Here is an 8,372-nt window from a genome sequence, read left to right as displayed (position 1 = left end):
ACAGTATTACCGGAGACAAAGGTCCCGCCAGACAAGCTACCTCCGCTGCTGACCGCAACAGTTGCTGCTCCAGCAACGGGGCTTTCACTAAGGGATACGCCACTCTCAATGATCAGGGTGCCGCCAGCACTTGTCCACGTGTGTGACCCCAAATCTCTATAAGCAGAAATTGTCCCGCCAGAAAGAATGTAATTTTCCCCAGTATATTGCTGAGCTCCAGCATCGACTATAAGACTAGCACCACTCAACAATGTTAAAGTGGAAGATGAATATCCAATGAGAGATCCCCGTTCGAGCTCAATAGATCCTCCTGAGGAAACCGTCAGGTTTGCATCTAATCTACCACCGCTACTAACAACAAACCCTGCACCAGATGCTACTGACCCCGTTCCTGAATATTCTCCTCCGGAGAGAATAACAGCGCTAGAAAATGCTGCTCCATAGAAACTTCCTGGGGCCCCCGCGCCACCAACTGCATCTGTTACATAGAGTGTACCATTAGATACATAACTCATTTTATTATCCTCTAATTAATTTGATTCTATTTATCACCATTTCTGAGGTGATAAGTTTTGTGCGCTCAAACTGCCTTTCGGAGTTTTTGTGCCGCGGACACCACAAAAAATCGTGGTGATCAAAACGCTCCTTCGGGTCATTCCAGCATGAATTACAGGTGTGCCAGTTGATCACGCGCCCGGGCGTTTCAAACTCGTTATTGGGGTGGGTAAACCCTGAAATCATGATCACAGGACAGCCTGCAGACCATGCGAGCCAGGCTAGGCCTGAACTGCCGCCAATAAAAAATGCTGCATGCTTAAGCCAGCGCGCTCGTTCTGCCAGAAGACGATTTCCTGTCTGGTCTTCAGCTCCATGCGGCAAGTGGTTCCATACCACGCCTGTCCCATGTTCGGCTTTCTGATCAATACAGACGACGCGATACCCTTGCTCTTTAAGCCACGTGATAACTTCGCGCCAACCTGTCGGGTTATTCCAATATTTACATTGGGAGCTCGCCTGTACGGCGATACAGACATAAGGCTCTTTTAGAGGACGACTTTCGTCAGAAAGAGTAATCTTTGCAGGCTCTTCTTCAGGGGGAACCCCGAGGATATAGGCGGCTGTTTTATGTAGGCCGACATATCGAAAATCAGTCGGTTGCCAGTCACATGCCACATCATCAAAAAACAGTCCTAAACTATAGGTCCCGTAGAATGTGTCGCTGAGCTTTTGGTCAATGACCTCTTCGTGCGTAAAAAAGCGAATATGAGGATACGCTTTCTCAAACAAAGGACTGATGAGGCCTGAAAGAGCGCAGGTGACATGGGCACCATGTTTTTTCGCAAAGCGGTTTGCATAGGGCATCCAGGCCAATGTGTCGCCGAGTGTACCCACTGGGAATTGGATTAGAATCTCTTTGTTTTGTGGGTCGAAGTGATGACTGAAAACCTGTTTCTCTGATTTGACGCCACCTTGAGGCTGACTTTCGATCCAAACATCTATGCCAAATCGGACATACCAACGCTTGCTGGAATGAATAAGACCTGCAGGGATCCCGGTTTTCTCAAAGAGAATATTGCCCGTATCAAGGTCTCTAAGTCGGACGTGCCATGTTTGCCCGTCTTCCAGAAGTGGCAGTTGAACACGACACCCAAAATTGAAATCAAACCGAATGCCATGATGCGCCTGTTGAGTCGGGACTGACGCTGAAGGGGGATATGCGGGCTTATCAGAAAGCTTGGAACCAAGGGGGTTCGCACCGCTCGAAGCGGCCTCTTGATCACTCGATATCGGGCTCTGAGGCATTAATTAAGAAGTTCCAAATTTTTATCGCGAGGCGGTAACGATCAGTTAATAGTTAATAAAATAAAAATCATCAAGTGAATGTTTTTTTCATAATGACAAAAATATTGCCCCCCGCGGGAAGGGTCGAAAAACTCTCTGGTTTTGAGGCTCTCTGTGTGACTCCATTCCTTCGATCTTGGGGCAGGGCATAGTGATATGAAGCAGCCAAGGTTCTTTTATGTTGATGAAGAGAGATTTACTCGGTTCAGAGGGCCTAGGTGGAGGGTTCGAAAAACCCCCTGGTATTGAGGTCTGCTCTGTGATTCCATTTCCCCTTAGTTGATTGGGGATGATGAAAGATGAAGCAGCCGGGTTTCTTTGATGTTGAAGAACGGCTTGCCCGCTTGAGCGGGCTTGGTGATCAGCTCGAAGCATTTTCCCGGACTGTGGATTTTGAAGTCTTCCGCCCTGACCTGGAGGGTTCGAAAAACCCTTGGCTCTGAGCTGTTCTGTGTGATTCCATTTCTTCGGCGTTGATTGGGGATGGTGGAAGATGAAGCAGCCTGGTTTCTTTGATGTTGAAGAGCGCCTTGCTCGGCTGAGCGGGCTTGGCGATCAGCTGGAGGCCTTTTCCCGGACTGTGGATTTTGAGGTGTTCCGCCCTGATCTGGAGCTGGCTCTGGCCTATTCAGACGGAAGTAAAGGCGGACGTCCGCCGTTTGATCCGGTGCTGATGTTCAAAATTCTGGTCATCCAGACGTTGAACACTTTGTCTGATGAACGGACAGAGTATCTGATCAACGACCGCCTGTCGTTCATGCGCTTTCTGGGATTGGGGCTGTCGGACCGCGTGCCGGATGCCAAAACGGTCTGGCTGTTTCGTGAGCGTTTGACACAGGCGGGTGCCATTGAAAGGCTGTTTGACCGATTTGACGCGACCCTGCGGAACGCCGGTTATCTCCCGATGTCCGGCCAGATCCTGGATGCAACACTGGTGGCTGCTCCAAAGCAGCGCAATACGAAGGCTGAGAAAGCGGATCTCCGGGCAGGACGTATTCCAGAAGACTGGCAGGACAAGCCCGCAAAGATGTCGCATAAGGATCGTCATGCACGATGGACACTTAAGTTCACGAAGGCGAAGCGGCAGGACGATGGAACCATACCGTCGAGCGATCTCGCCATCCCGTTCTTTGGCTACAAATCCCACGTCTCCATCGACCGGAAGTTTCGGTTCATCCGAAAATGGAAGACGACGGATGCCGCCGCCAGTGATGGTGCGCGATTGAGAGAGGGGCTGTTAGATAAAACCAATACGGCCTCAAGCGTTTGGGCTGATACAGCTTATCGCTCGAAAGCGAATGAGGACTTCATGGACAAAGAGGGTTTTGTCTCAAAGGTTCACAGAAAAAAGCCGCATCTCAAGCCTATGCCCCGACATATCCAGAAATCGAATGCTGGAAAGTCCGTGATCCGATCGCGCGTCGAGCACGTCTTTGCCGACCAGAAATCACAGACGGGATTGTTCATCCGAACTGTCGGTATCACCCGGGCCACCATGAGGATCGGGCTGGCCAATATCGTCTACAACATGCGCCGCTTCCTCTTCCTCGAAAGATTGAACGCGAGCGCATAGTCATCCAGCGGGAGAGCAGTCCCCGATCTGCTCAAAACGCAGATCAAAAGCTCCCCCAAAAACCGTCAATCAAATCGCCAAAAGCCTGAAATCACGAGCCAGGCGCATCAACCAACGGTTCTTCGATCCCTCCCGGTGATCCGGGATCGATTTCACCGATTATTAAAATCCGGCTGTTAAGACGGCGGACCGCGCTTAACCAGAGGCCACTGCTCCCCAGAGTTGTCTCACACCGGGTGGGCGACGTAGCTTTTGTTTTCCGGGCTGACTGGGTGGACGCGGGTAGCCGTGCAGACGGCGCGGTAAAACCCATATGCGACGCGGGGAACAGCTGAGCCAGCTGGTACAGAACTGACCAGTATAGTTCGAAATTGTTCGGTGCCATCTCGGCCTTCCGTCGCATTTCGGCGCGCAGCTTTGGCCAGTCCATGCCCGAGAAATGCGGATCGTAGTAATGTGCGTCGATCAGAGACGCAGCGGCATCAAAAATCGCGAGATTGCGCGCAGGCCCTTTCAGGTGTTGGAAAATTTCTGCTTGTCGTGCTGCCTCTTGATTACGGGGCTCAACAACAGCGAAGAAGTAAATCAGCAGCCCCAGGAAAACAAAAAAAGACCAGCGCCACGATGGCGAGTAAGACGCGCAAGAGCCAGCGCAAGATCGGGTGCTTCATCATAATACCGTATCAGAAACACTCTTTTTTACGGAAGAGGCCCTGGGAGTAAGTCCGGACCTCGAACGGTTAACGGCGGCTTACGCCTACATGTCGGTCATTTCTGTTGTCCAATCGGCGTCTACAAAACGGACATAACTGAAGATGGTGCTTGACCGCTGCTGCTGGTGTCAGCAAAGTCGTTTTTGCCTAAAAAGACAGCGATGCAGGTATGGTGATAACCTGTGGTCTCTCTGGAGAGACAGTCACGCTTGAGCGAATAAACCCGCTCTTGGCCATGGCCGGACACGACGAGGATAGGCCTCGCCCGTGGTCGGTCGTTGCTGTCCAGATTGCGATCGGCTCGTGTCCGTCTCACCAACGGAAAGACACAGTCATGAAGCTAAACCATATTAACCTCTACAGCCATGATACTGAGGCTGATCGCGTGATGTTCGAACAGTATTTTGGCCTGCGCACTCTCGTTGTACGTGGGATCAAAATGGCCATCATGCAGGATAATGATGGGCTGGTTCTGATCGTCAATCATTTCGATAACAAGCTCGAAGGCTTTGATTATCCCAGGCAATTCGACATCCTGCACATTGGTTTCATCCAGAAGTCTCGCCAGGACGTCGATGCTCTCTATGAGCGCCTAAGCGCCGATGGCTGGGAGGTGCAGGCTCCACGCAACGCACATGGCGCGTGGTCCTTCTACTTGCGAACGAAGGGTGGTTATTTCATCGAAGTGACGACATTAACGCCGGTTCGCCACGAAGAAGCGTATCAGAAAAACTCACAATAATGCCCACCATGAGCGGCTGAGTAATTGGCCGAGCTTCATCAACGATACGGATCATACGCCCCTTAACCCTAACGGTCAGTGAATTAGGTGGTGGTCTGGGTACGAGCCGTAAGCTTGTTTCCATCTGGATCGCGAAGGTAAGCAACGAATGCTCCGTTTGGGCGCTCAATGGGCGGGCTTTCTATGCTGGTTCCGCCATGGGCGATACCGGCGTCATGCCACGCAACAACATGGCTGGGACTGGCGGCAGCAATGCCAATGGTCCCGCCATTGGCAGCCGTCGCGGGCTCTCCGTTTATCGGCGTTGTGATCATCAACCGTCCCCCATTGTGTCTGTAGATGAGACGTCCTCTGGAATCCGTTTCGCCAGGGCCGCCCCCTAAGGCGGCAAATGTTGCGTCATAGAAAGCTCTCGCCCGTTCGAGGTCATTGCTACCAATCATCACGTGGGTGAACATGATTCTACTCCTGAACTGAGAACAACAGAATATCCGATATCAGTCCGCCAAAGCATCCTTAATAGATGGATGTGTCATTTCTGGGTAACGGGATCGAGGAACTATCAATGGGATTTCTTTAGGCCTGTTTTTTGACTTAAAAGACAAGCCTTTATGGTTTTGGTTGGTAAGTGCAGTCTTTGCTTGGGCAAATCCAAAATATGACTGGCAACCTGATCAAAATTCAGTTCTCCTGCGATCAGGAAAAGTGCTCGCGACCGTTTGCACTAGGCAAATACCGAGAGGGCGTACTGCCAACAGCCTTTCGAAACATCGTAATAAACGCATTGACGGACTCATAACCGAGTATGGCCGCGACCCGCTGCACGCTCGTGCCACTCGCCAGTTCACGGAGCGCGACGACAAGATGAAGCTGTTGTCGCCACCGACCAAATGTCAACCCGGTTTCCTGAACCATCAGTCTGGCCAGAGATCGTTCGCTCATCGCAACACGTTGCGCCCAGTCGGCCACTGTACTGCGATCTGATGGCGTGGCTGTCAGGGCATCAGCAATGGCACGAATTTTGGTATGCTCTGATACGGGCAGGTTAAGACCCTGTCGTGGCATGTCGGCCAATTCGTCGAGCATTACGCGCGCCAGTCGGGCGGCATGACTATCTGGAAGATAATCTTTCGGCTCAGCAGCCAGACGATCAATCATCGTTCGGATCATCGGCGTGATCTCCAGCGCACAGCAATAATCGGGGAGGCTACTCGCACCACTTTCAACGAAGAGATAATCGACCCGGGCGTTCGCAGTCGCCCGGGCACTATGCGGCACCCCGCCCGGAATCCAGATCCCACAGTTCGGGGGAACGATCCATACGTTTTGAGCGGCGATGCAGGTAACGGCGCCATAAGATGCCAGAATCAGCTGTCCTTTTCGATGGATGTGCGTCGGCACTTCGGATGCATGATCAGCAAAATCGAGCCTGTGGGCGATTGCGGTTGCATCCGAAGTGTCCGGGTCCACGGAAGCGATAGCTGAGGAGCGGTACGACATCGGATTGGCAGCTTTCAGTGATTGATTGTCTGGATACCTAATTTACCCAGTTGTTGCAACTTATTATCAACAAGGCATGACATTCAGGCCCTTCTGGCAGGACGGGTGGATCAGACCCGCGTTGATTCTGCCGCAACTCATCGCCCTGCTTCGTAACCCAACCCTCAGGGCGGACGGTGAAGCACTGCTCTTTTCCGCCAAGAGTTTCGCTGCCGCGATGCTGGCTTATTTCATAGCTCTTCGCATTGGATTGCCGCGCCCTGCCTGGGCGATCGTCACCGTTTATCTCGTGTCGCAACCCACGGGGGGCGCCTCGCTCAGTCGTGGTCTCTACCGTCTGATGGGCACTCTGGCCGGGGCGCTCGCGACCGTCACAATCGTTCCGACCTTCGCCAACGAGCCAGTGGTGTGCAGTGCGGTGCTCGCAGGATGGATCGGTCTCGGTCTGTTTCTGTCGCTACTCGACCGCACGCCGCGCTCTTATGCCTTCGTGCTGTCCGGATACACCACCAGCCTGATCGGCTTTCCTGCAGTTGCGGCGCCTGGCGCAGTCTTCGACACCGCCATCGTGCGCGTACAGGAGATCGCACTGGGCATTCTGTGTGCTGTGGTGATCCATCGCTATGTGGTCCCCCGGCCGATGACCGGCCAGTTTCAGGCCAAGCTGACAGCAACGCTGCATGATGCCCGAAAACTGGCCTGCGACGTATTGAACAATATCTCGGAAAGCTCATGCCGCGATGATCGCTACCGAATGGCTCTGGACCTGCTCGCGCTCAGGGGACTGGCGACACACCTTCCTTATGATCCGATTACAGCACGTCTAAGCCGCTTAACGTTGCGCGCTTTACATGATCGTCTGGCTCACCTGTTGTTGCTCCTTGCCGATGTTGAGGAACGGATTTCCCTCATTCATGCGCCTGGAATGCCTGAGGAGCTAGCGCAGCTTTTATACAGAGTTCGCAGATGGATCAGTCTGGACACGCCGAATGATCGCGGAACAGAAGCGCACAGATTGTTCCAGAATGCCCGTTCGCTCGACCATGCCGATGACGCCACCTTGATCGATGGCCTTGTCGCCAACATAGCCCGTCATCTCGCCGAGCTCGTCGGTCTCCTTCATGATATCGAACGGCTCGGCGCCGAAGCCAGCGCAGCAGAGTGTGCAACAGAGTCATTTCAGGGCGCTGAGAAAACGACGGGCTATATCTTCCATCGCGATCCGATGATGGCGGCGCGGGCAGGTCTGGGTGCCGCTTTGGGAATCCTCCTCGGTTGCTTTTTTTGGATTTGGTCTGCGTGGCCCGATGGAGGGCTGGCCGTATCGGTATTGGGTGTCACGTGTGCCCTGTTCGGCAATGTGGACGCACCGGTGCCGTATGTCCGAAAATACATGCTTGGCTCGGTCTATGGTATCGCGATCAGCCTGATCTACAGCTTTATCGTCCTGCCGCGTGTCTTCGAGTTCTGGGTGTTGATCGCGGTCCTCGCACCGGCGCTTCTATTCGGAGGATCGTTGCAGGCTCGGCCGTCGACCACCTTCATGGCGCTTGGCATCACGCTGACTGTCCCGATCCTCGTCGGGTTGGGTCCTGTTTATGGCGGAGACTTCGCTGAGGCCATCAATAGTAGCATCGCGCTGTTGATGGGGGTCGGGTTCGCAGCGGCAACTATGACGTTGTTCCAGACCGTCTCCCCAGATACCGCGATCAACCGGTTGCTGCGGCTCGGCCGCCGAGACGCGGCCTATCGCGTCCGAAGCAGGGTTTCCGCCGAAGCCGTCTGGACCAATCTGACAATCGATCGCATCGCCCTGCTGCGACCCCGTCTAAGTCTTTCGGCGCGGCCGACAACGGAGACGATCGACATAATCGTGCGTGACCTTCGCATCGGTCACGCAGTGAGCCGTCTTCGCGAGCAATTCGACCAGTTGGAAAGTGAGCCCTGTTGATTTTCACTGAGAACTGACCCTGGGTTTTCATCAGGAATTGACCCGGCCTGT

At 53.4% G+C, this 8,372-nt stretch carries 7 protein-coding genes and 2 pseudogenes; 4 read left to right on the top strand and 5 right to left on the bottom strand.

Going from position 1 to position 8,372, the window contains the following annotated elements:
* Positions 1–515, bottom strand: a pseudogene (locus M2305_RS15450) (Hint domain-containing protein); the annotation flags it as partial.
* A gap of 4 nt (positions 516–519) precedes the next feature.
* Positions 520–1,803: an autotransporter strand-loop-strand O-heptosyltransferase gene (locus M2305_RS15445; RefSeq protein WP_015075061.1), complete on the bottom strand. Its 1,284-nt coding sequence runs from the start codon at positions 1,801–1,803 to the stop codon at positions 520–522.
* 338 nt (positions 1,804–2,141) lie between these two features.
* Here M2305_RS15445 and M2305_RS15440 point away from each other — a divergent pair.
* Together M2305_RS15440 and M2305_RS15435 are read left to right on the top strand one after the other, a co-directional pair.
* A pseudogene (locus M2305_RS15440) lies at positions 2,142–2,258 on the top strand (IS5/IS1182 family transposase); the annotation flags it as partial.
* Positions 2,259–2,335: 77 nt separating this feature from the next.
* The gene (locus M2305_RS15435) at positions 2,336–3,415 is read left to right on the top strand and encodes an IS5 family transposase (protein WP_015075063.1); all 1,080 of its coding nucleotides are present in this window, start codon (positions 2,336–2,338) and stop codon (positions 3,413–3,415) included.
* Positions 3,416–3,506: 91 nt separating this feature from the next.
* Here M2305_RS15435 and M2305_RS16385 read toward each other — a convergent pair whose 3' ends face one another.
* Positions 3,507–3,905 (bottom strand): S41 family peptidase, encoded by a 399-nt coding sequence (locus M2305_RS16385; protein WP_374195570.1) that lies wholly within the window; start codon positions 3,903–3,905, stop codon positions 3,507–3,509.
* Between the two features lie 557 nt (positions 3,906–4,462).
* Between M2305_RS16385 and M2305_RS15430 the strand changes: the two genes are divergently transcribed.
* On the top strand, positions 4,463–4,870 hold the full coding sequence (locus M2305_RS15430; RefSeq protein ID WP_016738681.1) for a VOC family protein: 408 nt from the start codon (positions 4,463–4,465) through the stop codon (positions 4,868–4,870).
* Positions 4,871–4,953: 83 nt separating this feature from the next.
* On the opposite strand, the gene M2305_RS15425 is transcribed toward M2305_RS15430, so the two are convergent.
* Together M2305_RS15425 and M2305_RS15420 are read right to left on the bottom strand one after the other, a co-directional pair.
* Positions 4,954–5,328, bottom strand: a complete 375-nt coding sequence (locus M2305_RS15425) for a VOC family protein (protein ID WP_016738680.1) — start codon at positions 5,326–5,328, stop codon at positions 4,954–4,956.
* A gap of 238 nt (positions 5,329–5,566) precedes the next feature.
* Positions 5,567–6,370 carry an AraC family transcriptional regulator gene (locus M2305_RS15420; RefSeq protein ID WP_016738679.1) on the bottom strand — a complete coding sequence of 268 codons (804 nt, stop codon included), beginning with the start codon at positions 6,368–6,370 and terminating at the stop codon, positions 5,567–5,569.
* Between the two features lie 76 nt (positions 6,371–6,446).
* Between M2305_RS15420 and M2305_RS15415 the strand changes: the two genes are divergently transcribed.
* A complete protein-coding gene (locus M2305_RS15415; RefSeq protein ID WP_264649990.1) occupies positions 6,447–8,321 on the top strand; it encodes an FUSC family protein in 1,875 nt (624 codons plus the stop codon).
* The last annotated feature ends 51 nt before the right edge of the window (positions 8,322–8,372 follow it).

The sequence above is a fragment of the Gluconobacter cerinus genome (assembly GCF_025961355.1).
Lineage (GTDB): Bacteria > Pseudomonadota > Alphaproteobacteria > Acetobacterales > Acetobacteraceae > Gluconobacter > Gluconobacter cerinus.
Note: the sequence above shows the minus strand (reverse complement) of the source record. Positions and strands in the feature narration are given on the sequence as shown.